Source organism: Streptomyces sp. SID486, assembly GCF_009865385.1.
Classification (GTDB): domain Bacteria; phylum Actinomycetota; class Actinomycetes; order Streptomycetales; family Streptomycetaceae; genus Streptomyces.
The window spans coordinates 38,204-64,964 of the sequence record NZ_WWJT01000702.1 but is presented as its reverse complement, the minus strand read 5'-3'; the positions used below and the strand labels follow the sequence as shown (position 1 = coordinate 64,964).

Annotated in this window: 21 protein-coding genes; 17 read left to right on the top strand and 4 right to left on the bottom strand. The window is 73.1% G+C overall.

Annotation, left to right across the window (positions count from 1 at the left end; genetic code table 11):
* The 12 genes from GT045_RS33000 to serA all read left to right on the top strand — a co-directional run.
* Nucleotides 1-3,433, top strand: a 3,433-nt coding sequence (locus GT045_RS33000; protein ID WP_161336443.1) for an amino acid adenylation domain-containing protein, incomplete at its 5' end; no start/stop codon positions are given.
* A gap of 288 nt (nucleotides 3,434-3,721) precedes the next feature.
* The gene (locus tag GT045_RS32995; protein WP_161336442.1) at nucleotides 3,722-4,639 is read left to right on the top strand and encodes a kinase; all 918 of its coding nucleotides are present in this window, start codon (nucleotides 3,722-3,724) and stop codon (nucleotides 4,637-4,639) included.
* A 1-nt stretch (nucleotide 4,640) separates the two neighbouring features.
* Nucleotides 4,641-5,690 carry a cysteine synthase family protein gene (locus tag GT045_RS32990; protein WP_202515031.1) on the top strand — a complete coding sequence of 350 codons (1,050 nt, stop codon included), beginning with the start codon at nucleotides 4,641-4,643 and terminating at the stop codon, nucleotides 5,688-5,690.
* Nucleotides 5,687-6,946 (top strand): ATP-grasp domain-containing protein, encoded by a 1,260-nt coding sequence (locus GT045_RS32985; RefSeq protein ID WP_161336441.1) that lies wholly within the window; start codon nucleotides 5,687-5,689, stop codon nucleotides 6,944-6,946. Before GT045_RS32990 ends, GT045_RS32985 begins: the two co-directional genes overlap by 4 nt.
* Entirely contained in the window at nucleotides 6,943-7,065 is a 123-nt protein-coding gene (locus GT045_RS40565; RefSeq protein WP_272921373.1) for a hypothetical protein, read from the top strand. Before GT045_RS32985 ends, GT045_RS40565 begins: the two co-directional genes overlap by 4 nt.
* Nucleotides 7,062-8,525, top strand: a complete 1,464-nt coding sequence (gene argH, locus GT045_RS32980; RefSeq protein ID WP_161287389.1) for an argininosuccinate lyase — start codon at nucleotides 7,062-7,064, stop codon at nucleotides 8,523-8,525. The genes GT045_RS40565 and argH overlap by 4 nt, the downstream gene beginning before the upstream one ends.
* Nucleotides 8,522-9,808, top strand: coding sequence for an MFS transporter (locus GT045_RS32975; protein WP_161287388.1), 1,287 nt, complete (start codon nucleotides 8,522-8,524; stop codon nucleotides 9,806-9,808). Before argH ends, GT045_RS32975 begins: the two co-directional genes overlap by 4 nt.
* A 40-nt stretch (nucleotides 9,809-9,848) precedes the next feature.
* Nucleotides 9,849-10,637, top strand: coding sequence for a 4'-phosphopantetheinyl transferase superfamily protein (locus GT045_RS32970; protein ID WP_161287387.1), 789 nt, complete (start codon nucleotides 9,849-9,851; stop codon nucleotides 10,635-10,637).
* A 63-nt stretch (nucleotides 10,638-10,700) separates the two neighbouring features.
* Nucleotides 10,701-12,554 carry an acetolactate synthase large subunit gene (locus GT045_RS32965; protein ID WP_161336440.1) on the top strand — a complete coding sequence of 618 codons (1,854 nt, stop codon included), beginning with the start codon at nucleotides 10,701-10,703 and terminating at the stop codon, nucleotides 12,552-12,554.
* A gap of 14 nt (nucleotides 12,555-12,568) precedes the next feature.
* Complete coding sequence (gene ilvN / locus GT045_RS32960; protein WP_161298515.1) at nucleotides 12,569-13,132, top strand: acetolactate synthase small subunit; 564 nt, start codon at nucleotides 12,569-12,571, stop codon at nucleotides 13,130-13,132.
* Nucleotides 13,133-13,182: 50 nt separating this feature from the next.
* Nucleotides 13,183-14,181 carry a ketol-acid reductoisomerase gene (ilvC, locus tag GT045_RS32955; protein ID WP_161336439.1) on the top strand — a complete coding sequence of 333 codons (999 nt, stop codon included), beginning with the start codon at nucleotides 13,183-13,185 and terminating at the stop codon, nucleotides 14,179-14,181.
* Between the two features lie 225 nt (nucleotides 14,182-14,406).
* Nucleotides 14,407-15,996: a phosphoglycerate dehydrogenase gene (serA, locus tag GT045_RS32950; protein ID WP_161295446.1), complete on the top strand. Its 1,590-nt coding sequence runs from the start codon at nucleotides 14,407-14,409 to the stop codon at nucleotides 15,994-15,996.
* A gap of 146 nt (nucleotides 15,997-16,142) precedes the next feature.
* On the opposite strand, the gene GT045_RS32945 is transcribed toward serA, so the two are convergent.
* Nucleotides 16,143-17,684, bottom strand: a complete 1,542-nt coding sequence (locus GT045_RS32945) for an MFS transporter (RefSeq protein WP_161290111.1) — start codon at nucleotides 17,682-17,684, stop codon at nucleotides 16,143-16,145.
* A gap of 123 nt (nucleotides 17,685-17,807) precedes the next feature.
* Here GT045_RS32945 and GT045_RS32940 point away from each other — a divergent pair, with 123 nt between their 5' ends.
* Entirely contained in the window at nucleotides 17,808-18,392 is a 585-nt protein-coding gene (locus GT045_RS32940) for a TetR/AcrR family transcriptional regulator (protein ID WP_161290114.1), read from the top strand.
* 34 nt (nucleotides 18,393-18,426) lie between these two features.
* On the opposite strand, the gene GT045_RS32935 is transcribed toward GT045_RS32940, so the two are convergent.
* A complete protein-coding gene (locus GT045_RS32935; protein WP_202529239.1) occupies nucleotides 18,427-19,707 on the bottom strand; it encodes a helix-turn-helix domain-containing protein in 1,281 nt (426 codons plus the stop codon).
* A gap of 164 nt (nucleotides 19,708-19,871) precedes the next feature.
* Between GT045_RS32935 and GT045_RS32930 the strand changes: the two genes are divergently transcribed.
* The gene (locus GT045_RS32930) at nucleotides 19,872-20,798 is read left to right on the top strand and encodes a proline dehydrogenase family protein (protein WP_161287182.1); all 927 of its coding nucleotides are present in this window, start codon (nucleotides 19,872-19,874) and stop codon (nucleotides 20,796-20,798) included.
* 39 nt (nucleotides 20,799-20,837) lie between these two features.
* Nucleotides 20,838-22,469, top strand: coding sequence for an L-glutamate gamma-semialdehyde dehydrogenase (gene pruA / locus GT045_RS32925; protein WP_161287181.1), 1,632 nt, complete (start codon nucleotides 20,838-20,840; stop codon nucleotides 22,467-22,469).
* A 176-nt stretch (nucleotides 22,470-22,645) separates the two neighbouring features.
* Here pruA and GT045_RS32920 read toward each other — a convergent pair whose 3' ends face one another.
* On the bottom strand, nucleotides 22,646-23,641 hold the full coding sequence (locus GT045_RS32920; protein WP_161336438.1) for an NADP-dependent oxidoreductase: 996 nt from the start codon (nucleotides 23,639-23,641) through the stop codon (nucleotides 22,646-22,648).
* A 102-nt stretch (nucleotides 23,642-23,743) separates the two neighbouring features.
* On the opposite strand from GT045_RS32920, the gene GT045_RS32915 reads away from it, so the two are divergent.
* Nucleotides 23,744-24,658 carry a LysR family transcriptional regulator gene (locus GT045_RS32915; RefSeq protein ID WP_161336437.1) on the top strand — a complete coding sequence of 305 codons (915 nt, stop codon included), beginning with the start codon at nucleotides 23,744-23,746 and terminating at the stop codon, nucleotides 24,656-24,658.
* Between the two features lie 268 nt (nucleotides 24,659-24,926).
* Nucleotides 24,927-25,058: a hypothetical protein gene (locus GT045_RS40560; RefSeq protein ID WP_272921369.1), complete on the top strand. Its 132-nt coding sequence runs from the start codon at nucleotides 24,927-24,929 to the stop codon at nucleotides 25,056-25,058.
* Nucleotides 25,059-25,146: 88 nt separating this feature from the next.
* On the opposite strand, the gene GT045_RS32910 is transcribed toward GT045_RS40560, so the two are convergent.
* Nucleotides 25,147-26,694 carry a metallophosphoesterase family protein gene (locus tag GT045_RS32910; protein ID WP_161287178.1) on the bottom strand — a complete coding sequence of 516 codons (1,548 nt, stop codon included), beginning with the start codon at nucleotides 26,692-26,694 and terminating at the stop codon, nucleotides 25,147-25,149.
* Nucleotides 26,695-26,761: the final 67 nt, after the last annotated feature.

Here is a 26,761-nt window from a genome sequence, read left to right as displayed (position 1 = left end):
CTGGGAGCCGCTGCCGGTCCAGTACGCCGACTACGCGCTGTGGCAGCAGCGGCTCATCGACGAGGACGAGGACCGCCAACTCGGCTACTGGACGAAGGCGCTGGCCGGGCTGCCGGAGGAGGCCACCCTCCCCACCGACCGGGCCCGCCCGGCGACACCCTCCAACCGGGGCACCACGCACACCGTGCACGGCGACGCCCGGCTGCACCGGGCGCTCACCACCCTGGCCCAGGACACCGGCGCCACCCTGTTCATGGTCGCGCAGGCCGCCGTGTCCACCCTGCTCTCGCGCTCCGGCGCCGGGCCCGACATCCCGCTCGGCTCCCCCGTCGCCGGCCGCACCGACCAGAAGCTGGACGATGTCGTCGGGTTCTTCGTCAACACCCTGGTCCTGCGCACCGACCTGACCGGCGATCCCAGCTTCCGGGACCTGCTGCACCGGGTCCGGGAGACCGACCTGGGTGCCTGGGCCCACCAGGACCTGCCCTTCGACCGGCTCGTGGAGGTCCTCAACCCCGAGCGCACCACGGCCCGGCACTCCCTCTTCCAGGTCATGCTCACCGTCGGCGACGCCGCCGCCGAGGCACCCCGGCTCGGCGGTCTGGACGGGCAGTTCCTGTTCCCGTCGGCCTCGGTCGCGAAGTTCGACCTGACCTTCGCGTTCGCCGAGCACCGGGACGCGGCGGGCGAGCCGGGCGGCCTGGACATCACCGTCGAGTACGCCACCGACCTGTACGACGCGCGGACGATCGAGGCGACCGCGGACCGGCTCGTCCGCCTGCTGGAAGCCGCCGTCGCCGCCCCCGAACTGCCGGTGACCGCCCTGGAGCTGCTGTCCGGGGACGAGCGGGAGCGGGTGCGGGAGTGGAGCGGCCGGCCCACGACGGCCCCGGCCCTGGGCCTCGACGGGCTGTTCACCGGGCAGGCGGCCCGTACCCCGGACTCCCTCGCGCTGGTGTACGAGGAGCAGCGGCTGACCTACGCCGAACTGGACGTGTGGTCCAACCGGCTGGCCCGGCACCTGACCGCGCGCGGCGTCGTCCCGGGCAGCCTGGTCGCCCTGCACCTGGAACGCTCCCCGCACCTGATCGCCACCATCCTCGCGGTGCTGAAGGCCGGCGCCGGGTACACCGTGCTGGACCCGCAGTTCCCGGCCGACCGGCTCACCACCGTGCTGGCCCAGACCCGGCCGTCCGCCCTGGTCACCCAGAGCCACCTGGTGGCGCTGCCCACCGCGGCGCCGCTGATCGACCTGACCGAGGACGCGCCGGCGGTCAGCGCCCTGCCGGGCACGGCCGTGGAGACCGGCGGGCACCCGGAGGCCACCGCGTGCGTCATGTTCACCTCGGGTTCGACCGGGGTGCCCAAGGGAGTCGCGGCCTCGCACCGGGCGCTGGCGGCCACCTTCATCGGACCGGACTACCTCAACTTCGGTCCCGAGCAGACCTATCTGCAGAGCAGCCCGGTGTCGTGGGACGCGTTCGCGCTGGAGGTGTTCGGGCCCTTGCTGCACGGCGGGGTGTGCGTGCTGCAACCCGGCCAGCACACCGACCCGCACCGCATCGCGGAGCTGGTGGAGCAGCACCGGATCACCACGCTGCAGATGTCGGCGAGCCTGTTCAACCACATGCTCGACGAGCACCCGGCGGTCTTCTCCCAGGTGCGGGAGGCGATGACGGCCGGCGAGGCGGCCTCGCCCGCGCACACCGCCAAGGCCCTGGCCGACCACCCCCACCTGCACCTGGTCAACGGCTACGGCCCGGCGGAGAGCATGGGCTTCACCACCGCCCACACCATCACCGCGCCCGCCCCCGCCATCCCCATCGGCCGGCCCCTCACCGGCAAGCACGCCTACGTCCTCGACGGGGACCTGCGGCTGCTGCCGCCGGGCGTGCCCGGGGAGCTGTACGTCGCGGGGCACGGCCTGGCCCACGGCTACATCGGCCAGCCGGGCCTGAGCGCCGAACGGTTCGTGGCCGACCCGCACGGGGCGCCCGGCTCCCGGATGTACCGCACCGGCGACCTGGCCCGCTGGAGCCAGGACGGCGCGCTGGAGTACCTGGGACGGGCCGACCAGCAGATCAAGCTGCGCGGTTTCCGTATCGAGCCCGGTGAGATCGAGTCGGCGCTGCTGCGGCACCCCTCGGTCGCGCAGGCCGCGGTGCTGATCCGCGAGGACCGGCCGGGCGACAAGCGGCTGGTGGCCTACGTGGTGGCCGCCGACGCCGAGGCGGACCCGCTGGACCCGGCCGAGCTGCGCCGGCACGCGGCCGGCGCGCTGCCCGAGTACATGGTGCCCGCCGCCCTGGTCACCCTCGACGCCCTGCCGCTCACCGTGAACGGCAAGCTGGACCGGCGCGCACTGCCGGAACCGCCGCGGACCGCGACCACCGGCGGGCGGGCACCGCGCACCCCGGCCGAGGAGATCCTGTGCGGCCTGTACACGGCCGTGCTCGGCGTCCCCTCGGTCACCATCGACGACCACTTCTTCCACCTCGGCGGGCACTCCCTGCTCGCCACCCGGCTCATCGGGCGGATCCGCGCGGTCTGGGACACCCCGGTGACCATCCGGGACCTGTTCCAGCACCCGACGCCCGCCCTGCTCGCCGAGCACATCGCCGAGAACGCGGGCGGGGACCCGCTGGAGACGCTGCTGCCGATCCGGGCCGCCTCGGCGTCGGACGAGCCGCCGCTGTTCTGCGTCCATCCGGTCTCCGGGATGAGCTGGTGCTACGCCGGACTCCTCAAGCACCTCGACCGGCCGCTGATCGGCCTGCAGGCCCGGGAGCTGACCGACCCGGCGCTGCGGCCGGCGACCATGGCGGAGATGGCCGACACCTACGTGGCCGAGATCCGCTCCGTCCAGCCGCACGGGCCGTACCACCTGCTCGGCTGGTCCTTCGGCGGACTCGTGGCGCACGCGATCGCCGCCCGCCTGGAGGCGCTCGGCGAGGAGGTGGCCCTGCTCGGACTGCTGGACGCCTATCCGCTGCCCGACGGCTTCACCGCCCCGGCCGTCGACGGACGCGAGGTCCTCACCGCCTTCCTCGGCACCCGCGGCGCCGAACTCGACGTCCGGTGCGCCGACTCGGCGCCCGACCCCGCCGAACTCGCCGACGTGCTGCGGCGTGCGGACCCGATCCTGGGCGCCCTGGACCCGGTGCAGGCCGCCGCGGTCGTCGAGGCCACGGCCGCGCATCTGCACATGCGCTACCGGTACGTGCCCGAACTGCGCTTCGGCGGCGACGTGGTGTTCTTCAACGCCCGGCGTACGCCGGCCGCGGCCACCGGCGCCGAGTCCTGGGCACCCTACGTTTCCGGCCACGTCGAGGAGCACGACATCGACTGCGAACACTGGGAGCTGACCGGCGCCGAGCCGCTGCGGGAGATCGGCAAGGTGCTGGGCGAGCAGCTGCGGGGGGTGCGTAGCTGAGGGAGCCGAGGGGAGGGGCGCGACCGGCCGTCGGTCTTCCGCCGGCCCGTCGCGGCCGGTCGCGCGGCCCCCGCGCCCCCGGGGGCGCGCCCGTCCCGCCTGTCCGGTGAACGCCCGGTCCTGCCGTCTCGGCGGGGCCGGGCGCTTTCGTGCGCCCGGAGTGCGGACCGCGGCTCGCCGCCAACCGCCCACAAGCTGCCGCCCTTGCCGCCGGAAGGCGGGTTCCGGCCTCCGTAGCGTAAGGGTGTCCGCAGGTCACGGCTTCACCGGCAACAGAAGGTCAAGGACATGGTGGATCATTCCGACTGGCGTGTCGGGGCAGCTTCGGCCCCCGTCCATCACGGCGAGATTCTGCAAGGTGTCTTCGCCGGCCCCGGCGGGCTCGTGCGCGGACTCGTGACGCTGCCCTGCACCATTCACACCACCCGGGCGACCTTCACGCCGGCACCCGGCACCGGGGTCACCGTGTCACCGGACTGGAAGGGCAAGGCGCGGCGGGCGGCCGAGCTGGCCGTGCGGACGGTGGTCCCGGCGGGCGCCGGACCGGTCGGCGGCCATCTGGAGCTGACCGGGGACGTGCCGCTGTGCCGGGGCTTCGGCTCCTCCACCAGCGATGTGCTGTCGGCCATCTGGGCGGTGAAGGACGCGTTCGCCGATCCGCTGCCGCCGCGCGAGGTGGCCCGGCTCGCGGTGCGCGCCGAGACCGCCTCCGACTCGCTGATGTTCGAGGACTCCACCGTGCTGTTCGCGCAGCGCGAGGGCACCGTCATCGAGGACTTCGGCTACCGGATGCCACCCCTGCGCGTCCTGGGCTTCGGCTCGCGCCCCTCCAACCGCGGCAAGGGCGTCGACACGCTGGCCCTCCCGCCGGCCCGCTACGACGAGGCCGAGATCGAGCGGTTCGCCGCACTGCGGGACACGCTGCGGGACGCCATCCACATGAAGGACGTCGCGCTGCTCGGCTCGGTGGCCACGGCGAGCGCGGAGATCAACCAGCGGCACCTGCCGGTCCCCGGCTTCGACCGGATCCGGGACATCGCGGGCACCTCGGGCGCCGTGGGCGTGCAGGTGGCCCACAGCGGGGACATCGCGGGGCTCCTCTTCGACCGGGACGATCCCGACGTCGAGACGCGCACCGCACTGGCGCAGGACCTCCTGCGGAGCACCGGTATCGACGAGCAGTGGAACTACACAACGGGTGACTGACATGACGACGACCCTTCCCAAGGCGCACTCCTCGATCGTGGAGGCCACCGAGCTGCCACGGATCATCAAGGTGGCCGACAACCTGTACGCGGCCGCCTTCAGCCTGATGAAGCTGCTGCCCGCCCGCTTCATCATCGACCGGGCCGAGGCCGCCGGGGTGCTCACCCCGGGCACCCCGGTCATCGAGACCTCCTCCGGCACCTTCGCACTGGGCCTGGCCATGGTGTGCGGGCTGCGCGGCTACCCGCTGACCATCGTCGGCGACTCCGCCATCGACCAGGAACTGCGCACCCGGCTGGAGATGCTCGGCACGACGGTGGAGATCGTCGAGCACACCGGCCAGCCCGGCGGCATCCAGGGCGCCCGGCTGGCCCGGGTGGCCGAACTGTGCCGGCAGCACCCGGACGCGTTCGTCCCCGGCCAGTACGACAACCCCGACAACCCGGGGGCCTACGGTGTCGTCGCCGACCTGATCGACGGCACCGTCGGCGCCGTCGACTGCGTGGTGGGGCCGGTCGGCTCGGGCGGCTCCACGGGCGGTCTCGCCGCCGCACTGCGGCCCCGCAATCCGCAGCTGCACCTCGTCGGCGTCGACACCCACGGCAGCATCATCTTCGGCACCCCGGACGGCCCGCGCACCCTGCGCGGCCTGGGCAGCAGCATCCACCCGGGCAACGTGCGGCACGCGGCGTACGACGAGGCCCACTGGGTGACCGCGCCCGAGGCCTTCCACGCCACCCACGAGCTGTACCGCAGGCACGGGCTGTTCATGGGCCCGACCAGCGGCGCGTCCTTCCAGGTGGCGTCCTGGTGGGCGGCCCGCAACCCCGCCAGCACCGTCGTGATGGTGCTGCCCGACGAGGGCTACCGCTACCAGTCGACCGTCTACAACGACGCCTGGCTGCGTGAGCAGGGCATCGTCCCCGCGCCCGCGCCCGGCGGCGAACCCGTCACCGTCGGCCACCCCCTGGACGCCCCGCCGGTCTGGTCCCGGCTGCTGTGGGGGCGCCGCGGCTTCGACGACGTGATGATGCCGGAGATCGCGTCATGAGCGGCCGGCTGCTGCTCCTGGTCGAGTCCAACACCACCGGTACCGGGCGGCTGTTCGCCCGCCGGGCCGCCGAACTCGGTGTCGTGCCGGTCCTGTTGTGCCAGGACCCGGGACGCTACCCCTACGCGGCCGAGGACGGGCTGCGGACCGTCGTGGTCGACACCTCCGACGCGGACCGGCTGTGGGCGGCGGCCACCCGGCTCGCCGACGAGACGCCGGTCGCCGGAGTACTGACCAGCTCCGAGTACTACGTCCCGGCCGCCGCCGCGCTGGCGTCCCGCCTGGGCCTGCCCGGTCCCGCGGCAAACGCGGTGCGGGACTGCCGGGACAAGGCCGAGCAGCGGCGGATCCTCGCCGCCGCCGGGGTGGGCGTACCGGGCTTCGCGGTGGTGTCGACCGAGGCCGCCGCGGTGTCGGCGGCGGCCACCCGGCTGCCCGTCGTGGTCAAGCCGGTGCAGGGCTCGGGCAGTCTGGGCGTACGGCTGTGCTCGGACCTCGACGAGGTCGCCGAGCACGCGCGGGCACTGCTGGCCACCACCACGAACGAACGCGGTGTGGCGACCCCCGGCCGGATCCTGGTCGAGGAGTACCTGACAGGCGCGGAGTTCTCCGTCGAGGTCTTCGGCACCGAGGCGGTGGTGACCGTCGCCAAGCACGTCGGCCCGCTGCCCGCCTTCGTCGAGGTCGGCCACGACGTGCCGGCGGCGCTCCCCGCCGGCCTGGAGCGCGAGCTGCGGCGCACCGCCGTGCGGGCCGTGACGGCGCTCGGCCTCGGCTGGGGCGCGGCCCACGTGGAGCTGCGGCTCGACGGCCCGGCCGCCAAGGTGATCGAGGTCAACCCGCGGCTGGCCGGCGGCATGATCCCCGAACTCGTGCGCCGCGCCTGCGGGATCGACCTGGTCCGCGCCCAGGTGCTGGCCGCCCTGGGGCGTACCGCGCACCCGGAGCGCGCGCTGTACGGCCGCGCCTCGATCCGCTTCCTGACCACCGACCGCGACGGCATCCTGGCCCCCGGACTCGCGGACGCCGTCACCCGGGCCGGTGCCGTCCCCGGCGTCGTCGAGGCGGTCCTCTACCGCGCCCCGGGCGAACCGGTCGGCCCCGCCGCCGACTTCCGCGGCCGGCTCGGCCATGTCATCGCGGTGGCGGACCATCCCGCCGAGGCGGCCGGGGCCGCGGACCGGGCGGTGGAGGCCCTCGCGGGGGCGATCACCCCGACGTCCCTGGCCCTGGACCGGCAGGAGGCCCTGACATGAGCGCCACCGAGACGCACGAGGGCCGGGCAGCCGCCCGGCGCCACCCCGGCACCCCCACCCCGCGCCCCTCCGGGCGCCGGGGACACCGGCCGCTTCTCACCCCCGAGGACCTCTCATGACCACCGCTCCCGCGCGCGACGGCGTCCACACCGGCCGGCTCAGCTCGGCGCTGGATCCCGAGGCGCACGCCATCGTCTACGACCAGCGCGTGTCCGAGGACGCGGCGGACCCGCTGGGCGCCGAGCTGCGCCGCATCAGCCAGGTGGACCGCGCCCACCTGGTCATGCTCACCGAGCGCGGCGTCGTGGACGCCGGCCGCGCCGCCGCGCTGCTGCGGGCGGTGGAGGAGCTGCGCGCCGCCGACTTCCGGCCGGTGCGCGGGCGCCCGATGCCACGCGGGGTGTACCTGGCGTACGAGGGCTGGCTGATCGAGCGGCTGGGCGACGAGACCGGCGGTGTCCTGCACACCGGCCGCTCCCGCAACGACCTGGGCGCCACCACCGCCCGGCTCAAGGCCCGCGGCCCCTACCTCGCCCTGCTGGACGCCGTGGACCGGCTGGCCGCCGTGCTCCTCGACCGGGCCGAGCGGTACGCGCACGTCACCATGCCGGCGTACACCCACGGGCAGCCCGCCGTGCCGATCACCTACGGCCACTACCTGGCCGGCGTCGCGGGCGCGGTGCTGCGCGCCTACGGCCAGCTCCTGGACGCGGGACGCCAGCTGGACGTCAACCCGCTGGGCGCCGGGGCCGTCGGCGGCACCTCGGTGCCCGTCGATCCCGAACGCACCGCCAGGCTCCTGGGGTTCACCGGGGCGGCCACCAACTCCGTGGACGCCGTGGCCTCCCGGGACTTCGCGCTGAGCCTGCTCTCCGCGTCCGCCGTGCTCGGCGTCACCCTCGCCCGGGTCGCCCGCGACCTGAGCGTGTGGACGTCGGAGGAGACGGCGCTGCTGCGGGTCGCCGACACGCTGGTCGGCTCCAGCTCGATGATGCCGCAGAAGCGCAACCCGTTCCTGCTGGAGCACGTCCAGGGCCGGGCCGGCGCGAGTCTGGGCGCCTTCGTGAGCGCGGCCTCGGCGATGACCACGGCCGGCTACACCAACGCCATCGCCGTCGGCACCGAGGCCATGCGCCACCTGTGGCCGGGGCTGAGCGACACGACCGACGCGGTGACGCTGCTGCGGCTGCTCGTGGCCGGCATCGAACCGCGGCCCGAGCGCATGTCCGAGCGGGCCCGGGACGGGTTCACCGCGGCGACGTACCTCGCCGAACGCCTGGTCGCGGACGGCATGCCGTTCCGCGCCGCGCACCACAAGGTCGGCGAGACCGTGCTGGCCGCGCTCGGCTCGGGCCTGTCGCTGGAGGAGACCGCGGGCCTCGACGGCGGCCTGGACCCGGACCACGTGGTCGCCGCGTGCGTCCACGGGGGCGGCCCGGGGGCCGACGGACTCCCGCCGCTGCGCCGCCTGCTCGACGCCCACCGCGCCGAGTGCGCCGTCCGCCGCGATCGCTGGTCGGACGCCGAGAAGCTGCTGACCGATGCCGTGGACAAGGTGGACAGGGCGGTGCGGGCATGAGCGAGACCGTCACCACCGCCGCCGCACCGGTGCCCGCCCCGGCCCGCACCCCCCTCTCCCGCCACCGCGACTTCCGCCGGCTGTGGCTCGGTGAGACCACCAACCGGGTCGGCATCAACATCACCACGGTGGCGATGCCGCTGGTCGCCGTGGTCACCCTGAACGCCAGCACCCTCAGCGTGAGTGTGCTGGCCGCCGCGCCCTGGCTGCCCTGGCTGCTGATCGGCCTGCCGGCCGGCGCCTGGGTGGACCGGATGCGGCGCCGCCCGCTGATGCTGGTGTGCAACGTCTCCTCGGTGCTGCTCCTGGCGAGCGTGCCGGTGGCCGCGTGGCTCGGCGTGCTCACCATGACCCATCTGCTGGTGGTGGCGCTCCTCAACGGCCTGGCCGCGGTGTTCTTCGGGATCTCGTACAAGGTGTACGTGCCGTCCATCGTCGAGCGGGACCAGCTCCAGGAGGCCAACGCCAAGCTGCAGGGCAGCGAGTCGGTCGCCCAGGTGGCCGGCCTGGGCGGCGGCGGTCTGCTCGCCCAGACCTTCGGCGCGGTCTCCGGCCTGCTGGTCAACGCCGGCACCTTCGTCTTCTCGGCGCTGTGCCTGCTCGGCATCCGCAGCCGGGAACCCCTGCCCGAGCCCTCCCGCGAGCGGACCCCGCTGCGCCGGGACATCGGCGAGGGTCTCCGGCACACCGTGCGCGACCCGTACCTGCGTGTGCTGACCGCCTACGGCACCGTCACCAACCTGCTCCTGACGGCGTACCAGGCGATCCTGCCCGTGTTCATGATCCGCCAGCTCGGCGTGCCGGAGGGCGCGGCCGGCTGGCTGCTGGCCTCCAGCAGCGTCGGCGGGATCCTGGGCGCGGCCGGCGCCAAGCGGGTGACCGCCCGCTGGGGCACCGCACGCGGGCTGCTGGTGGCCACCGCGGCCACCGCCCCGTTCGCCCTGCTGATCCCGATGGCGGGGCAGGGCTGGATGCTGGCCGCGCTCGTGGCCGGCAGCGCGCTCCTCGCCCTCGGGGTGGTGCTCGCCAATGTGATCCAGGGCGCGTTCCGCCAGCGGTACTGCCCGCCGCAGCTGCTCGGCCGCATCACGGCCTGCATCTCGGTGGCGAACTTCGGCGCCATTCCGTTCGGTTCCCTGCTCGGCGGCGTGCTCGGCACGGCGCTCGGACTGCGGCCGACGTTGTGGCTGCTGACCGCCGGACTCGCGGTCAGCCCCCTGTTGCTGCTGATCGGGCCCCTGCGCGGCAGGCACGACCTGCCCGCCGCGCCCGGAGGGTCATGACGCCCGGTCGGCTCCTTCGAGTACGAACAGGAGAGACCCCGTGGAAGGAACACTGCCGTGGGTCGCCCGTGAGCTGCCACCTCCCGGCTCACTCGACCTCTGGCTCCTGAGGGTCTCGGATGTCGCCGCCGGCATCCTGGACGAGGCGGTGCTCGACGCGACGGAACGCCGACGCGCCGCCGCCCTCATGCACGCGGCCGACCGCACCCGGTTCACGGCCGCGCACGTGGCACTGCGCCGGCTCCTCGGGTCGTATCTGCGGCTGCGCCCCGAGGAGATCCACTTCGGCCGGGACACCTGCCCCTGCTGCGGCGGCCCGCACGGCCGGCCCACCGTGCTCGGCCCGGGCCGCGACGACCTGTTCTTCTCGCTCTCCCACCGGGGCGACCTCGCCCTCGTCGGTACGGCGGCGGCGCCGATCGGCGTCGACGTGGACCTGGTGTCGGACCAGACGGCCACCACCGAACTGGCCTCGATGCTGCACGTGGCGGAGCAGGAGGAACTCGACGCACTGGCACCGGAGTCGCGCCCGCGCGCACTGGCCAGGCTGTGGACCCGCAAGGAGGCCTACCTCAAGGGCCTCGGCACCGGATTGGGACGCGACCCGTCCCTCGACTACGTCGGCTCCGGCGCACCCGGAGGCCCCTACCCGCCGTCCGGCTGGACCCTGCTGGACGTCCCGGTGGACCGGGGCTACGCGGCGGCGGTGGCGGTGCGCGGCGAACTCACCGCCGCCGGACCCACCGTGACCCGCCTCGTCGGCCCGCAGGCCGCCGACCTGGTCCGCGCGGCCCCGCCCGGGCTCCTGACGGGAGGGGCCCCGATCTGACCGTGCACACCGGCAAGACCGCTCACACCACTCATCCATCCCTGCGAACCCTGGGAACCGACCATGCCCCACACTGTGCAAGAGGCCCCCGCGGCCCGCCTGCCACGGATGCTCCCCGCCGACGAGACCATCACCGGCGCCCAGTCCCTGATCCGCGCCCTGGAGGAGGCCGGCGCGGACACCGTCTTCGGGATCCCCGGCGGATCGATCCTCCCGGCCTACGACCCGATGATGGACTCGGCGCGGATCCGCCACGTGCTGGTGCGGCACGAGCAGGGCGCCGGCCACGCCGCCACCGGGTACGCGCAGGCCACCGGGAAGGTCGGTGTCTGCATCGCGACCTCCGGGCCGGGTGCCACGAACCTGGTGACACCGATCGCCGACGCCCACATGGACTCCGTACCGCTGGTGGCGATCACGGGCCAGGTGTCGTCGAAGGCGATCGGCACGGACGCCTTCCAGGAGGCGGACATCGTCGGCATCACCATGCCGATCACCAAGCACAACTTCCTCGTCACCCGGGCCGAGGACATCCCGCGGACCATCGCCGAGGCGTTCCACCTGGCGTCGACCGGCCGCCCCGGGCCGGTCCTCGTCGACATCACCAAGGACGCCCTCCAGGCCCGGACCACCTTCGTCCGGCCCACGGCGGCGCATCTGCGCGGCTACCGCCCGAAGACCCGCCCGCACCCGCGGCAGATCCGCGAGGCGGCACGGCTGATCACCTCCAGCGAACGTCCGGTCCTGTACGTCGGCGGCGGCGTCCTCAAGGCCGGGGCCACCGCCGAGCTGCGGGACCTCGCCGAACTGACCGGCGTACCCGTGGTCACCACGCTGATGGCCCTCGGCGCCTTCCCCGGCAGCCATCCGCAGCACATGGGCATGCCCGGCATGCACGGTGACGTGTCCGCCGTGGCGGCCCTGCAGAAGGCGGACCTGATCGTCGCCCTCGGTGCCCGCTTCGACGACCGGGTCACCGGCAGGCTGGACAGCTTCGCACCGCACGCCAAGGTCGTGCACGCCGACATCGACCCGGCGGAGATCTCCAAGAACCGGTACGCGGACGTGCCGATCGTCGGCGACGCCCGCGAGGTGATCGCCGCCCTGGCGGCCGCGGTGCGGGAGGAGGGCGGCCCCGGGGACCACGCCGCCTGGTGGCGGGACCTGAACCGCTGGCGGGACACCTACCCCCGCGGCTACGACCTGCCCGCCGACGGCACGCTCTCCCCGCAGCTGGTCATCGAGCGCATCGGCCGGCTCGCCCCCGAGGGGACCCTGTTCGCCTCCGGTGTCGGCCAGCACCAGATGTGGGCGGCGCAGTTCCTCCCGCACGACGAGCCTGGCACCTGGTTCAACTCCGGCGGCGCCGGGACGATGGGCTACGCGGTCCCGGCCGCGATGGGGGCCAGGGCCGGCCGGCCCGACCGCACGGTGTGGGCGATCGACGGCGACGGCTGCTTCCAGATGACCAACCAGGAACTGGTCACCTGCGCCCTGAACGACCTCCCGATCAAGGTCGCCGTCATCAACAACGGCGCCCTCGGCATGGTCCGCCAGTGGCAGAACCTCTTCTACGGCGCGCGGTTCTCCAACACCGTGCTGCACGACGGCGCCACCAACGCCGCCACCGGCTCCACCCGGGGCGTGGGCTCCGCGGCCAACCGGGGCACGCGCGTCCCGGACTTCGTCCTCCTCGCGGAGGCGATGGGCTGCGTGGGCCTGCGCTGCGAGTCCCCGGACGAGCTGGACGCGGTCATCGACAAGGCCAACTCGGTCACCGACCGTCCGGTGGTGGTGGACTTCATCGTCCACGAGGACGCGATGGTGTGGCCGATGGTCCCGGCCGGCACTTCCAACGACGACATCATGGCCGCCCGTGGCGTGCGTCCCGACTTCGGCGACGCGACGGACGACTGAGAGGACCCTCCGACATGTCTCAGCACACGCTCTCCGTCCTGGCCGAGAACACCCCCGGCATCCTGGCCCGGATCGCCGCCCTGTTCTCCCGGCGCGGGTTCAACATCGACTCGCTCGCCGTGGGCACCACCGAGCACCCCGACCTCTCCCGCGTCACGATCGTCGTCCGCGTCGATGACGAACTCTCCCTGGAGCAGGTCACCAAGCAGCTCAACAAGCTCGTCAACGTCCTGAAGGTCGTCGAGCTCGAGGCGGCGGACGCGGTCCAGCGCGAACTCGTCCTGGTGAAGGTCCGCGCCGACAACACCACCCGCTCCCAGGTCCTGCAGATCGCCGAGCTGTTCCGGGCCCGCACCGTCGACGTGGCCCCGGAGGCGGTGACCCTGGAGGCCACCGGCGCCGGTGACAAACTCGACGCGATGCTGCGGATGCTCGCCCAGTTCGGCATCAAGGAGCTGGTCCAGTCCGGTGCCATCGCCATCGGCCGCGGTTCCCGCTCCCTGACGGAACGCGGCGCCCGCGAGACCCGCACGCTGCGCATCACCTCCGCCGCGGCACGCTCCGCGCAGAGCGCCTGAATTCTCCCGACCCCGCATCCCATACCCACCGTTCAAAGGAGATCCGACCCATGGCCGAGCTGTTCTACGACGCCGATGCCGACCTGTCCGTCATCCAGGGCCGCAAGGTCGCGGTCATCGGCTACGGCAGTCAGGGCCACGCCCATGCGCTGTCGCTGCGTGACTCGGGTGTCGACGTCCGGGTCGGTCTGCACGAGGGCTCGAAGTCCAAGGCGAAGGCCGAGGAGCAGGGTCTGCGTGTGGTGACTCCGGCGGAGGCCGCGGCCGAGGCCGACGTGATCATGATCCTGGTGCCGGACCCGATCCAGGCCCAGGTCTACGAGGAGTCGATCAAGGACAACCTGAAGGACGGTGACGCGCTGTTCTTCGGTCACGGTCTGAACATCCGGTTCGGGTTCATCAAGCCCCCGGCGGGCGTGGACGTCTGCATGGTCGCGCCGAAGGGTCCCGGTCACCTGGTGCGCCGGCAGTACGAGGAGGGCCGTGGTGTGCCGTGCATCGCGGCGGTGGAGCAGGACGCCTCGGGTGACGCGTTCGCGCTGGCCCTGTCGTACGCCAAGGGCATCGGCGGTACCCGCGCCGGCGTGATCAAGACGACGTTCACCGAGGAGACCGAGACCGACCTGTTCGGTGAGCAGGCGGTGCTGTGCGGTGGTACGGCGGCGCTGGTCAAGGCGGGTTTCGAGACGCTGGTGGAGGCCGGCTACCAGCCGGAGATCGCCTACTTCGAGTGCCTGCACGAGCTGAAGCTGATCGTGGACCTGATGTACGAGGGCGGTCTGGAGAAGATGCGCTGGTCGGTGTCGGAGACCGCCGAGTGGGGTGACTACGTCACCGGTCCGCGGATCATCACCGACGCCACCAAGGCGGAGATGAAGCAGGTCCTCGCCGAGATCCAGGACGGCACGTTCGCCAGGAACTGGATGGACGAGTACCACGGTGGCCTGAAGAAGTACGACGAGTACAAGCAGCAGGACGCCGAGCACCTGCTGGAGACCACCGGCAAGCAGCTCCGCAAGCTGATGAGCTGGGTGGACGAGGAGGCGTAAGCCTCGTGACGGGGGCCGGAGCGTACTGCTCCGGCCCCCGTTGTCCACCCCGTCCAGCCCCGGACGGGTGATCCTTCCGCGGAGGCGCATTACGGCCACCGCCACGCCACTAGACTTCTGGACAACACGCGTCAGGCCCACAGCGTCGTGCGTCTTCCGCGGCTAGCCCCTCCACCGCCTGCGGCCGTCGGGACGGCCGTCCGCACTGGACTTGTGAGGACTCACGTGAGCTCGAAACCCGTCGTACTCATCGCTGAAGAGCTGTCGCCCGCGACCGTCGACGCACTCGGTCCGGACTTCGAGATCCGGCAGTGCAACGGAGCGGACCGCTCCGAGCTGATCCCTGCCATCGCCGACGTGGACGCGATCCTCATCCGCTCGGCCACCAAGGTCGACGCCGAGGCCGTCGCGGCCGCGAAGAAGCTCAAGGTCGTCGCGCGAGCCGGCGTCGGCCTGGACAACGTCGACGTCTCCGCCGCCACCAAGGCCGGCGTGATGGTCGTCAACGCCCCGACCTCCAACATCGTGACCGCCGCCGAGCTGGCCTGCGGTCTGCTGCTGTCCACCGCCCGCAACATCCCGCAGGCCAACGCCGCGCTGAAGAACGGCGAGTGGAAGCGCAGCAAGTACACGGGCGTGGAGCTGGCCGAGAAGACCCTCGGCGTCGTCGGCCTCGGCCGCATCGGCGCCCTGGTCGCGCAGCGCATGTCCGCCTTCGGCATGAAGGTCGTCGCCTACGACCCCTACGTGCAGCCCGCGCGGGCCGCGCAGATGGGCGTCAAGGTGCTGTCCCTGGACGAGCTGCTGGAGATCTCCGACTTCATCACCGTCCACCTGCCCAAGACCCCCGAGACCCTCGGCCTCATCGGTGACGAGGCGCTGCGCAAGGTCAAGCCCGGCGTGCGCATCGTCAACGCGGCCCGCGGCGGCATCGTCGACGAGGCGGCGCTGTACGCGGCGCTGAAGGAGGGCCGGGTCGCCGGCGCCGGCCTCGACGTGTACGCCAAGGAGCCCTGCACCGACTCCCCGCTCTTCGAGCTGGACCAGGTCGTGTGCACCCCGCACCTGGGCGCGTCGACGGACGAGGCCCAGGAGAAGGCCGGTATCGCGGTCGCCAGGTCCGTGCGCCTGGCCCTCGCCGGTGAGCTGGTGCCGGACGCCGTCAACGTCCAGGGCGGGGTCATCGCCGAGGACGTCAAGCCGGGCCTGCCGCTGGCCGAGCGCCTCGGCCGGATCTTCACCGCGCTCGCCGGTGAGGTAGCGGTCCGCCTCGACGTCGAGGTCTACGGCGAGATCACCCAGCACGACGTGAAGGTGCTGGAGCTGTCCGCCCTCAAGGGTGTCTTCGAGGACGTCGTCGACGAGACCGTGTCGTACGTCAACGCGCCGCTGTTCGCGCAGGAGCGGGGGGTCGAGGTCCGGCTGACCACCAGCTCCGAGTCGGCCGAACACCGCAACGTGGTGACCGTGCGCGGCACGCTGGGCACCGGCGAGGAGGTGTCGGTCTCCGGCACGCTGGCCGGCCCCAAGCACGTCCAGAAGATCGTCGCGGTCGGGGACTACGACGTCGACCTCGCGCTCGCCGACCACATGGTGGTGCTGCGCTACGAGGACCGTCCGGGTGTCGTCGGCACCGTGGGCCGCATCCTCGGCGAGGCGGGCCTCAACATCGCCGGCATGCAGGTCGCCCGCGCGGCGGCCGGCGGCGAGGCGCTCGCGGTGCTGACGGTCGACGACACGGTGGCCCCGGGTGTGCTGGCCGAGGTCGCCGCCGAGATCGGCGCGACGTCCGCCCGCTCGGTGAACCTGGTCTGACCCACCCGGCCAGGACGCCGGACGGGCCGGGGGAGACCCCGGTCCGCCCACACGACGCCGGACGGGCCGGGGGAGATCCCGGTCCGCCCACACGACGCCGGACGGGCCGAGGTCTCCCTCGGCCCGTCCGGCGTCTTCGCGTGGTCCTACTTCCCGCCCTGCCCGGTCTCGGTCCCGCGCAGCGTCACCGCCGCTCCCACCGCCGCCAGCGCGAGCAGCACGGCTCCGGCGATCATCGCCGCCTGCATGCCGCTGGTGAAGGCGTGCCGGGCGGTGCCGAGCAGCATCCCGCCGGCCCGGCCGGGCAGCCGTCCTGCCGTGGCGAGGGCGCCGCCCAGGGTCTCGCGGGCCTGGTCCGGGGCGGTGGCCGGCATCTCGTGGCGGTAGACCGCCGTGCCGATGGAGCCGAGGAGCGCCATGCCGAGCGCGCCCCCGAACTCGCTGCCCGTCTCCAGCAGCGACGAGGCCGTTCCCGAGCGCTCCACCGGGGCGCTGCTCATGGCCAGGTCGGTCAGCTGCGACATGATCGCGACCGCCCCGCAGGCCAGCACGCCCGTCCCGGCCAGCACCAGCCACAGGGAGTCCGTGCCCGCCCCGGCCATGAGCCCGTAACCGGCCGCCATGACGGCGAAGCCGCCCGCGACGACGTACCCGCGGTTGACGCCCCGCTGGACGAGCTGCGTGGTGACCGGACCGGCGGCGCCGATGAACACCGACGGCAGCAGGCTCCACAGCGCGGCCGAGAGCGGGCTCTTGCCGAGGACCGACTGCAGGTACTGCGTGGTGAAGACGGCCGACCCCATGACGCCGAGGGTGGCGAGGAGGTTCAGCACCAGTGCCGGGGTGAAGCCGTGGCCCTTCAGCAGGGCCGGCGGGATCAGCGGCGAGGGACCGGTGCGCTGCCGGCGGACGAACAGGGCCGCGAAGAGCAGGCCGACGGCGACCGAGACGGCGTACCGCGGGTGCCAGCCCTCGGAGGGGATCTCCTTCAGGCCGTAGATCACGGGGAGCACGGCGGCCATCGACAGCGGCACGCTCGGCCAGTCGAAGCGGCCGGGCCGCGGGTCCTTCGACTCCGGCAGCAGCACCGGGCCGAGGAGCAGCAGCAGTGCCATGGCGGGCAGGTTGACGAGGAAGACCGAACCCCACCAGAAGTGCTCGACCAGGATGCCGCTCATCACCGAGCCCAGGGCGATGCCGCCGGTCATCACTCCGGACCACAGGCCGATCGCCTTCGCCCGCTGGGCGGGGTCGGTGAACATCGTGCGCAGCAGCGCCATCGTGGACGGCATCAGGGTCGCGCCGCCGATGCCGAGTACCGCGCGGGCGGCGATCAGGGTCTCGGCGCTGCCCGCGTAGGCCGCGAGGAGGGAGGCGCCGCCGAAGGCGGCGGCGCCCAGCAGCAGGAGCCTGCGGCGGCCGATGCGGTCGCCGAGCGAACCCATCGTCATCAGCAGGCCGGCCAGGACGAATCCGTAGATGTCGAAGATCCACAGCTGCTGGGTGCCGCTCGGGTGCAGGTCCGCGCTGATGGCGGGGGTCGCGAAGTACAGGACGGAGACGTCCATCGAGACCAGCAGCAGCGGCAGCATCAGCACGCCGAGAGCGGTCCACTCGCGGCGCCCGGCGCGGGCGGGGGTGGCGACGGCGGCGCCGACGGGGGTGGTGGTGCTCGTCGAGTTCGTCATGCCGAGGACTGTACGGATGTTTTAAACGCTTGTCTAGGACGGGCGTATAAGTCGTTCGTATGGGACATGCGTGTGGGACATGCGTGTGGGACAGTTGTATGAATCCCGGAGTAGGGTGGTCGCATGGGACACCGTGAGGATCTGCTCGAAGGCGCCAAGCGCTGCCTGCTGGAGAAGGGCTTCGCGCGCACGACCGCGCGGGACATCGTCAAGGAGTCGGGGACCAACCTCGCCTCGATCGGCTACCACTACGGCTCCAAGGACACGCTGCTCGCCCAGGCGTACGTGTCCCTGGTCGAGGGCATGTCGGACGCGTTCGGCGGCGAGGCGCACGCCGGGCTCACCGCGCCGCCCGGCTCGCTGGAACGCTTCCAGGAGATGTGGTCCAACATCATCGCCACCATGCGCGAGCCGGGCTCGTTCTGGCGGCTCAGCGCGGAGATCGTGGCCGTGGGCGACCAGCTGCCCGAGGTGCGCGACCATCTCGCGAAGGCGCAGCGGGAGGGGTCACGCGCCTTCGTCGCCCTCATGGCCGACGTGCCGGAGGACGAGGTCACGGAGGACGCCGTGGACTCGCTGGGCGCCCTCTACACCGTCCTGATGTCGGGCCTCATCTCCCAGTGGTCCTTCGCGCCGGCGACCGCGCCCGAGGCCGGGCAGCTCACGGAGGGCCTGCGCCGGCTGATCCAGGGCGCCGCGAAGAGCTGACCCTGACCGCACCGGCGCGAGGCCGCCGGTGCGGTCAGAGCCGTGCCCGCTTCAGCGCCATGTGCAGCAGCAGGCGGTCCTCGCCGTCGTCCAGGTCCAGGCCGGTGAGCCGCTCCACCCGGGACAGGCGGTAGTACAGCGTCTGGCGGTGGATGCCCAGTTCGGAGGCGGCGCGGCCGGCCTGGCCCGCGCAGTCGAGGTAGACCTCGGCCGTGCGGGCCAGCTCCCGGTGCGCGGGCGCGAGGAGCGGGCCGACCACCCTGTCCTGCGCGGCCTCCGGCGGCAGCGCGGTCAGCAGCCGGTACGGCCCGATCTGCGCCCACTGGGCGACCGGCCCGAACCGCGGCTCGGCCAGCGCGGCGCGCGCGGCGGCCGACGCCTCCTGCCACACCGTGTCCAGCTCGGCGAGGCCGGTACGGGGCTCGCCGACGCCCGCGGCGTAGCCGCCGGGCGGGACCGGCGCGCCGTACCCCGCGGCGACCGCCGCCGCCACCCTGGCCGCGGTTCCGCGCGCCGCGCCGCCAAAGGCCCCGTGGGCCCCCTCGGCCTCCTTCAGCAGCCGGGCGGCCGACGCGAGCGCGGGTGCGATGGTGTGCGCGGTGCGCAGCCGCACCAGCAGCGCGAGGCTCTGCCCGGTCGCCCCCCACGGCAGGGTGCACAGCGCCGTGGCGTGCGGGATGGTCCGGGCGGCGGGGGCGTCGTCCGGGTCGGCGGACGGCCAGGGGGCGACGCACACCAGGGTGAGGGGGCCGTCGGCGCGGGGCCCGAGAGCGGTGCGCAGGTCGGCCACCGCCATGTCCCGCTGCCAGCCCCGCTCCGCGGTGAGCACCGCCCGCAGCTCCCGGCTCAGTCCCGCCCCGGCCTCCGCCTCGTCCGCCAGGAGCGCGCCGATCCGGCCGGCCACCTCCATCGCGGCGGCCAGCTGCGGGTCGGTCGGTCCGGGGTCGCCGTCGAGGAGCCAGACGTAGCCGAGGACGACGCCCCGATGGCGCACCGGCAGGCAGATCCGGCCGCGGTAGACCCCGGCCTCGGTGCTCGGCGGGATCCGCACCGGACCGGTCGCGCGCGTGATGCCGAAGCCCTCGAACCAGGACCGGACCGTCGCCGTGGACCGCCGGGTCAGGATCGAACGGGTGCGCACCGGGTCCAGCGCGGAGGCGTCCAGCTCGTCGTCGCTGTCGTACGCGCCGAAGGCGATCAGCTCGAAGTCGCGGTTCTCCAGGGTCGCCGGGGCGCCCAGCAGCTCCGAGATCTCGTCCACCAGCTCCTGGTAGTCCGCCTTGTATTCCGCCGCCACCCGGGCATTCTCCCCCATTTCCCGGCCACCTTCATACATCTGTCTGAGATCCCGGGCACGGATGCGTGACAGCTGTCGATGGCCGAGGATCGGAGAGATCCTTAGGTTTCACGGTGGTTCTCCGTGCCGTACCCGAATCGTCGGGTTTCGGCCTCGTTTTGGTCTTGTTGTGGAGGTGCCCCGTGCTGGGTCCCGTGATTCTCGCCGCGTCGCGCAGCGACCGGATGCGACGCCTGATCTCGGCGGCCCCGGTCACCAAGCAGGTCGTCGACCGCTTCATCCCCGGCGAGACCGTGACCGACGTCGTCCCGATCATCAGGGACCTGACGGACCAGGGCCTGGAGCTGACGATGGACGTCGTCGGCGAGGACATCACCACCCCCGAGCAGGCGTCCGCCGCCCGTGACGCCTACCTGGCGCTCATCGACCACCTCAAGGAGCTGGAGCTCGGCGAACGGGTCGAGATGTCGGTCAAGCTGTCCATGTTCGGCCAGGCGCTGGAGGGCGGCCACGAGCTGGCCCTCGCGAACGTCCGCCCGGTCGTCGAGGCCGCCGCGGCCATCGGCACCACGGTCACCCTGGACGCCGAGGACCACACCACCCTGGACTCGATGTTCGCCATCCACGAGGAGCTGCGGAAGGACTTCCCGCAGACCGGCTGCGTCATCCAGGCCTACCTGTTCCGGACCGAGGCCGACGCCCGCCGCCTGGCGGAGTCCGGCAGCCGCGTCCGCCTCGTCAAGGGCGCCTACAAGGAGCCCGCCGAGGTCGCCTACCAGCAGAAGCACGAGATCGACAAGGCCTACGTGCGCATCCTGAAGACGCTGATGGAGGGCGAGGGCTACCCGATGATCGGGTCCCACGACCCGCGCCTGATCGCCATCGCCCAGGAGCTGGCCCACAAGGCCGGTCGTAAGCTCGACGAGTACGAGTTCCAGATGCTGTACGGCATCCGTGGCGAGGAGCACCTGCGGCTGGCCGCCGAGGGCCACCGCATGCGCGTCTACACCGCCTACGGCACCGACTGGTACGGCTACTTCATGCGCCGTCTGGCCGAGAAGCCGGCGAACCTCCGCTTCTTCGTCCGCAGCATGATCACCAAGGGCTGAGCCCGAACACCCGCTCACGTACAAGGAGTCAAGGATCTCATGGACGCTGTGACCCAGGTCCCCACCCCCGTCAACGAGCCGGTGCACGGCTACGCCCCCGGCTCGCCCGAGCGCGCCCGGCTGGAGGTCAAGCTCAAGGAGCTGGCCGAGAACCCGATCGACCTGCCGATGACCATCGGCGGCGAGAAGCGGATGGGCGGCGGCGAGGCCATCCAGGTGGTCCAGCCGCACAACCACAAGTCCGTCCTCGGCACCCTGCGCAACGCCACCCGCCAGGACGCCCAGGACGCCGTCGACGCGGCGCTGGCCGCCGCGCCGGCCTGGCGCTCGATGTCCTTCGACGACCGCGCCGCGATCATCCTGCGCGCCGCCGAGCTGCTGGCCGGCCCCTGGCGCGAGACCATCGCCGCCTCCACCATGCTCGGCCAGTCCAAGACGGCCCAGCAGGCGGAGATCGACAGCCCCTGCGAGCTGGTCGACTTCTGGCGCTTCAACGTCCACTACGCCCGCCAGATCCTGGCCGAGCAGCCCCCGGCGAACTCCCCGGGCGTGTGGAACCGCCTGGACCACCGCCCGCTGGAGGGCTTCGTCTACGCGATCACGCCGTTCAACTTCAGCGCGATCGCCGCGAACCTGCCGACCGCCCCGGCCCTGATGGGCAACGTGGTGGTGTGGAAGCCGTCCCCGACGCAGACGCACGCCGCCGTGCTGCTGATGCAGCTGCTGGAGGAGGCGGGTCTGCCCAAGGGCGTCATCAACCTCGTCACCGGCGACGGCATCGCCGTCTCCGAGGTCGCCCTGAACCACCGCGACCTCGCGGGCATCCACTTCACCGGCTCGACCAAGACCTTCCAGTACCTGTGGAAGACGGTCGGCAACAACATCGAGAAGTACCGCTCCTACCCGCGTCTGGTCGGCGAGACCGGCGGCAAGGACTTCCTGGTCGCCCACCCGAGCGCCGACCGAGCGGTCCTGAAGACCGCCCTGACCCGCGGTGCCTTCGAGTACCAGGGCCAGAAGTGCAGCGCCACCTCCCGCGCCTACATCCCGGCCTCCATCTGGAACTCGGGCTTCAAGGAGGAGTTCGCGGCCGAGGTGGACTACCTGACCATGGGTGACGTCACCGACCTGTCGAACTTCATCGGCGCCGTGATCGACGAGCGGTCCTTCGCCAAGAACAAGGCCGCCATCGACCGCGCCAAGGAGGACGCGGCCTGCACCATCGTGGCCGGCGGCTCCTACGACGACTCGGTCGGCTACTTCGTCCGCCCGACCGTCATCGAGTGCAGCGACCCGGAGAACGAGGTCTTCCGCACCGAGTACTTCGGCCCGATCCTCGCCGTGCACGTCTACGAGGACGACAAGTACGACGAGATGCTGACCCAGATGGAGTCGGTGTCGGACTACGCCCTCACCGGGTCGGTCATCTCCAACGACCGTGCCGCGGCCGCCTACACGATGGAGAAGCTCCGCTTCGCCGCGGGCAACTTCTACATCAACGACAAGTCGACCGGCGCCGTGGTCGGCCAGCAGCCCTTCGGCGGCGGCCGTGCCTCCGGCACCAACGACAAGGCCGGTGCCCCCCAGAACCTCCTGCGCTGGACGCTGACCCGCGCCATCAAGGAGACCCTGGTCGCGCCGACCGACTACGCCTACCCGCACATGGGCTGACCGGCCCCGCGAGCACGGCCCGGGAAACCCGACAGCAGAGCGGGCTTCCCGGGCCGTTCCCATGCGCGGCGCCCCCTCCCCATGCGCGGCGCCCCAGGACCGGGTGGCACGCGCCCGCCTGCGTCATCGGCCCCCGGACCGGGTGGCACGCGCCCGCCCGCGTCACCCGGCGGAGGTCAGGAGCCGGCGCGGACCAGGATCTTGCCGGTGTTGCCGCCGCGCAGCATCAGCAGGAACGCCTCCACGATCCGCTCGAACCCGTCGACCACGGTCTCGTCCGCGGCCAGCGCCCCGCTGCGCAGATGCGGCACGGCGAAGTCGTACAGCTCCTCCTGCGCGTCCTCGTGGTCCCGCACCAGGAAACCCTCGATGCGCAGGCTCTTCTCCACCACGGCGGTGTGGTCGAACCGCACCGGGGGCACGTCCGGGGTGTTGTACTGGCCGATCGTGCCGACCCGGACCACCCGGCCGCGGGTCCGGAGCGCGCCGATCGCCGCGCCGAGCTGGTCCCCGCCGACGTTGTCGACGAACACGTCGATGCCGGCGGGGGCGGCCTCGGCGAGGAGGCCGGCGGCCGGGCCGGCGTGGTAGTCGAACGCGGCGTCGTAGCCGACGTGCTCCGTCAGGTACGCCGCCTTCCCGGGCGTCCCGGTGCTGCCGGTCAGCCGGCCGGCGCCGAGCAGCCGGGCGAACCGGCCGACCGCCGTGCCCACCCCGCCCGCCGCGCCCGAGACGAACAGGTCCTCACCCTCGCGCAGCCGGGCGATCCGGGTGAGGGCGATGTAGGCGGTCAGCCCGGTGCCGCCGAGCACGCTCAGGTACGCCGAGAGCGGGACCCCCGGGTGCCGGGGGATCCGGCGGGTCTCCCCGGGGCGGACCACCGCGTGGGTGCGCCAGCCCCGCCGGTGCAGGACGATCTGCCCCTCGGCCAGGGCGGAGGTGCGGGTCGCCACCACGCGGCCCAGCGTGCGGCCCTCCAGCGGGGCGTCCAGTGCGAAGTCGCCGTCCATCATCTCGCGGTGGTAGGGGTCCACCGACCAGTAGAGGTTCTCCACCAGGGCGGTGCCCGGGGCCGGTTCGGGCACCGGGGTCTCGGCGAAGCGGAAGTGGGCGGCCGTGGGGAGGCCGGTGGGGCGGGCGGTCTGGTGCACGGTGAGCGCGGACTCGGTCATGGAAAGGGACCGTAGGCAGGAATGCGCGGGCCGGGCAGCGGGTTGCGGTCATGGAACGCGCCGGATCATGAACCGGCCTCATACCAGCAGGTGGGAGACCCCATGGCCGCTGCCGACCTCGCCCCGCAGGAACTGCGTGTCCTCGTCGCCGTGGCCGACGAGGGGGGTTTCTCCAGCGCCGCCGCCCGGCTCGGGGCCACCCAGTCCGCGGTCTCCCACGCCGTCCGCGGCATCGAACGCAAGCTGGGCGCCGTGCTGTTCGAACGTGGCCGGTTCGGCGCCCGGCCCACCCCGGCCGGGGAGCGGGCGGCGGCCCATGCGCGGCGCGTGCTGCGCATGCTGCAGGCGCTGGCCGCCGACGTCCGGGGCGCGGACACCGGCGAGGTCACGGGCCGGCTGCGGATCGCCGCGTTCCGCAGCGCGGCCCTCCATCTCCTGCCCCCGGCCCTGGAGCGGCTGGCCGCCCTGCACCCCGGCGTGGAGGTGACCGTCACCGTGGTACGGGAACTGGGGGCCGGCACCGCGGGCGAGGTGGCCGCCGGGCGGGCCGACCTGGGGATCGCCACCTTCGGCGACCCGGAGACCGTGCCCGGGGGGCTGATCGGCGGGATGCTGCTGCGGGAGCCGTACTCCCTGGTGCACCCGGCCGGCCACCCGGCACCGCGCTCACTGCCGCTCGTCGACTGGGCGGAGAACTGCGGCTCCTACACCCGCGAGTGGTGGGCCGCCCAGGACTGGATCCCGCCGGCGACCGTCACCGCCGAGGACGACGGAGCCGTGCTGGCGATGGTGGGCAGCGGCCTCGGGATGGCCGTCATGCCCGCGCTCTCGCTCACCGGGGCTCCCGCCGCGGTGCGGATCGCCGACCTCGGAGCGCAGCGGCCGTACCGGGCCGTCGGCTACGTGACCACGGCCGAACTGGCCGCGACGGACGCCGTTCGAGCCCTGATCCGCATTCTGCGCTCCCTCGGCGGGAGTACCTCCGAACGCGCGAAGCCCCAGCTCAGGGCGGTGTGACGCAGGGAGCCGTCTCAGATAGTAGGAAGTCCGAGTAATTGTGCAGACAGACGCGGGCCGCTCCCTTAGCTTGGTAGGAGCCGAACGCCTCGCTCGATCCAGCGAATGGCGGTCGTGAGCCGGGCCCCGTGCAGGCAACCCCTGCGGCCGACGCTCCGCCCCTTCCGGGGGCACCTCCCGCGCCTTCCGGGCAGCGGGGGAGTCTCGAAACCCGTCACCGCCGTACTCCGCGCTTTTGCGAAGCGTTCTGCCGAAGGAGTCGATTCCCATGGCCGAGACGACCGTCCGCCGCCGCGTCCGCCACACCACCCGCGCCGGCGAGTCCGAGCGCAAGAACGCCGCCGCCGCCCTCCAGCGCGCCCTGGACCGCCGGGACAACGGCGGCGAGACCGGCCACTGAGCACCGGCCGGGACTTGCCACTGAGCACCGGCCGGGACCGGCCACTGAGCATCGGCCGGGACCTGCCACTGAGCACCGGCCGCGGCGGTCACCTTCCCCGCCGCACCTCGAAGTGGTCGATCCGCCGGCCGGCCTGGTTCAGCGCCGACACCGCGAGCCGCGGTGAGGTGCCCGCCCGTACCTCCACCGAGAGCAGCGAGAAGCCGGTGTAGCGGACCCGGGACCACTCCACCGTCTCCGGCGTGCGGCCCCCGCCCTTCCTCCAGACGAAGGTCGGCACGGCCCCGTGCCGGGTGACGTGTCCCTCGTAGCTGTCCTTGGCGCCCGAGGGGAAGGGGTACAGGTTCGCGCCGCCGCCGCCCGCCGTGACGTACACCGTGCCGTCCCGGGTGGGGTCGGTGGCGCCGCCCACGGGCACCGCCCGGCCGACCCGTCCGCCCTTGATCGCGTCCGTGCGCTCGTACACGTGGTTGTGGCCGTTGATCACGAGGTCCACCTGGTGCTTCGCGAACAGCGGCAGCCAGTCCCGCCGTACACCGCCGTCCGAGGCGTGCCGCGACGTGGAGTAGGCGCAGTGGTGGAAGAAGACGACCAGGAAGTCGATCCCGGCGGTGGCGCGCAGCCGCCGCAGGGTCCGGTCCAGCCAGGCCGTCTGCCGGCCGCCGGTGTGCCCGAGGTTGGCCGGGATCTCGTACGACACGTCGTTGGCGTCCAGCGCGACGAAGGCGGCGTTGCCGTAGGTGAACGCGTACGCGCCCGGGGTGCCGTGCGGGTCGAAGCCGGTTTCCGGCAGGGAGAAGCGGGCCAACTGGCCGCCGTAACCGTCCGGGGAGTACCAGGCCTCCATGTCGTGGTTGCCGGTCGTCACCATCCACGGCACGGACCGCGAGACCGGCTCGTTCTGCTTGAGGAACAGGTCCCACACGGCCGGGTCGTAGTGGTCCGTCGTCCGGCCCGTTCCGTTGGCGTTCGCGTAGCAGATGTCCCCGGCGTGCAGGTGGAAGGCCGGCTTGCGGCGCAGCAGCACGTCGTCGTTGCCGTGTGCCGCCCGGCCCACGCCCTGGTCGCCGAAGGCGGTGAAGACGAACCGCTCGGGGCGGGCCGGCGCCGTGCGGAAGGAGGTGACGGTCGCGCGGTGGGCGGGGGCGGTGGGGTCCCAGCCGTCGTGGCCGACGCCGTAGTAGTAGGTCGTGCCGGGCGTGAGGCCGGCCACGGCCGCGTGCACGTAGTACTGCTCCAGTGCGGGACGCACCCCCGGGGCCGCGGGGGTGTGCAGCGGGCGCAGCTCGGCCGCGACGCGGTGCCCGAGGCCGTCCGGGCGCAGCCCGATGCGCACGTACGGCCGCTTCACCGCGAACGGCACCTGCCAGGAGATCCGCATCCCGGTCCTCGGGTCGGAGCCGAAGGCGAGGTGGCGGCCGAACGGGACGGCCGCCGAGCCGGGCGCCCGCGAGGTGGCGGGGTCCGGCCTGCCGGCGGACGCGGTGCCGCAGCCGGCCAGCAGGCCGCCCGCCACCGCGCCGGCGGTCACCAGCGTGCGGCGCGGGACGACGCGGGTGCGCAGGTACTCGTACTGCTCGGCCATGCTCAGCCGTTCGGCGAGCGGGTGCGGGATGCCGACGTCAGGGGTCTCCATGTCGGGGAATACTCCCACCAGAGCCCAACTCCCGTGCCACACAGGGGTGAACACCGGCCAACGGGTG

What these genes read in the sequence shown, in the direction of transcription:
- GT045_RS32995 (WP_161336442.1), top strand. Translation starts at nt 3,722, where the DNA reads ATGGTGGATCATTCCGACTGGCGTGTCGGGGCAGCTTCGGCCCCCGTC.
- GT045_RS32990 (WP_202515031.1), top strand. Translation starts at nt 4,641, where the DNA reads ATGACGACGACCCTTCCCAAGGCGCACTCCTCGATCGTGGAGGCCACC.
- GT045_RS32985 (WP_161336441.1), top strand. Translation starts at nt 5,687, where the DNA reads ATGAGCGGCCGGCTGCTGCTCCTGGTCGAGTCCAACACCACCGGTACC.
- GT045_RS40565 (WP_272921373.1), top strand. Translation starts at nt 6,943, where the DNA reads ATGAGCGCCACCGAGACGCACGAGGGCCGGGCAGCCGCCCGGCGCCAC.
- argH (WP_161287389.1), top strand. Translation starts at nt 7,062, where the DNA reads ATGACCACCGCTCCCGCGCGCGACGGCGTCCACACCGGCCGGCTCAGC.
- GT045_RS32975 (WP_161287388.1), top strand. Translation starts at nt 8,522, where the DNA reads ATGAGCGAGACCGTCACCACCGCCGCCGCACCGGTGCCCGCCCCGGCC.
- GT045_RS32965 (WP_161336440.1), top strand. Translation starts at nt 10,701, where the DNA reads ATGCCCCACACTGTGCAAGAGGCCCCCGCGGCCCGCCTGCCACGGATG.
- ilvN (WP_161298515.1), top strand. Translation starts at nt 12,569, where the DNA reads ATGTCTCAGCACACGCTCTCCGTCCTGGCCGAGAACACCCCCGGCATC.
- ilvC (WP_161336439.1), top strand. Translation starts at nt 13,183, where the DNA reads ATGGCCGAGCTGTTCTACGACGCCGATGCCGACCTGTCCGTCATCCAG.
- GT045_RS32945 (WP_161290111.1), bottom strand. Translation starts at nt 17,684, where the DNA reads ATGACGAACTCGACGAGCACCACCACCCCCGTCGGCGCCGCCGTCGCC.
- GT045_RS32940 (WP_161290114.1), top strand. Translation starts at nt 17,808, where the DNA reads ATGGGACACCGTGAGGATCTGCTCGAAGGCGCCAAGCGCTGCCTGCTG.
- GT045_RS32935 (WP_202529239.1), bottom strand. Translation starts at nt 19,707, where the DNA reads ATGGGGGAGAATGCCCGGGTGGCGGCGGAATACAAGGCGGACTACCAG.
- pruA (WP_161287181.1), top strand. Translation starts at nt 20,838, where the DNA reads ATGGACGCTGTGACCCAGGTCCCCACCCCCGTCAACGAGCCGGTGCAC.
- GT045_RS32920 (WP_161336438.1), bottom strand. Translation starts at nt 23,641, where the DNA reads ATGACCGAGTCCGCGCTCACCGTGCACCAGACCGCCCGCCCCACCGGC.
- GT045_RS32915 (WP_161336437.1), top strand. Translation starts at nt 23,744, where the DNA reads ATGGCCGCTGCCGACCTCGCCCCGCAGGAACTGCGTGTCCTCGTCGCC.
- GT045_RS40560 (WP_272921369.1), top strand. Translation starts at nt 24,927, where the DNA reads ATGGCCGAGACGACCGTCCGCCGCCGCGTCCGCCACACCACCCGCGCC.
- GT045_RS32910 (WP_161287178.1), bottom strand. Translation starts at nt 26,694, where the DNA reads ATGGAGACCCCTGACGTCGGCATCCCGCACCCGCTCGCCGAACGGCTG.